This window comes from Clostridium sartagoforme AAU1 (assembly GCF_000401215.1).
Lineage (GTDB): Bacteria > Bacillota > Clostridia > Clostridiales > Clostridiaceae > Clostridium > Clostridium sartagoforme.
This window is the reverse complement of sequence record NZ_ASRV01000214.1, coordinates 1-1093: the sequence shown is the minus strand read 5'-3', so window position 1 is coordinate 1093 and position 1093 is coordinate 1. Positions and strand designations below refer to the sequence as shown.

Below are 1093 nucleotides of genomic sequence, written 5' to 3'. Positions count from 1 at the left end.
GGGAAAGTTGAAGCTTTAGCAAGGCTCACTAATCGTCTAGCCGTGTATAACGGCGAATTTGAAGATTATGCTGATTTAGAAGGAATAGTAAATGATTTTATGGATGAAATAAATAATGAAACTTCTCAAGCAATAAATGAAATTCCGTTGAATCTTTTGAAAAAAGATAAAGAGTATCTTAAACCATTACCATCATTAGATTTATTGTGCTCATATGTCTATCGCGAAAAAGAATATAAAGTCACAAAAGAATCTATGATTAATTACAAAGGTAAAAAATACTCTGTTCCAACCAAATACATTGGTTTAAAAGTTAATATTATCGAAACTAGTGACGGTAATATCAGTATTTATTATAATCAAGATTTTATTGTCTGTCACTCGTTAACTGATAAAAAATATAATTATAAAATTGGTCATATGCACGAAATACTGAAGTCTGATGCTTGTAAACATTTATCAGATGATCAAATAGGTGATTTTATAAAAGAGAATATGGCCTTAATGGATATATTGTTAGGAGAGTGATTTTAAAATGTATGCAAAACTTATGAATAATTTAGAAACTCTTAAGTTAGAAAAGATGTCATCATATGTACCGACATATCTTAGCATAGCTGCTCAGGAGCAGACCCCGTTGTTAGATGCCTTAGTGCATCTAACAGATAAAGAAATACTTTATAAAAATGAAATGGCCTCAAAAATCCAAATAAGTGTAGCCGGCTTTCCTTTTGTAAAAAGAGCTGATGAGTATGACTATAGCTTTCAACCGTCAGTAAACAAAGCGCAGATTCAAGACCTATGCTCATTAAGATTTATTGATAATAAAGAAAATATATTATTTTATGGAACTCCAGGTGTAGGTAAGACACATTTAGCTACCGCTATCGGAATAGAGGCTGCAAGTAAAAGATTCCTCACTTACTTTATTAGCTGTCACGATTTAATTCAGAACTTAAGAAACGCCTACAATGAAAACAGGCTAGAAGCTAGACTTAAACACTACAATAAATACAAAGTTCTTATTATAGACGAAATTGGTTATTTGCCTATAGATCAATTAGGTGCTAATTTATTTTTTCAACTAATAACC

2 protein-coding genes are annotated in these 1093 nt (G+C 30.8%); both read left to right on the top strand.

Annotated features, from left to right (window positions below; translation table 11 throughout):
* Positions 1 to 42 precede the first annotated feature (42 nt).
* Positions 43 to 528, top strand: a complete 486-nt coding sequence (locus tag A500_RS17075) for a Mu transposase domain-containing protein (RefSeq protein WP_157453693.1) — start codon at positions 43 to 45, stop codon at positions 526 to 528.
* Positions 529 to 535: 7 nt separating this feature from the next.
* A partial coding sequence (locus tag A500_RS17070; RefSeq protein WP_016208815.1) for an ATP-binding protein occupies positions 536 to 1093 on the top strand: 558 nt, incomplete at its 3' end.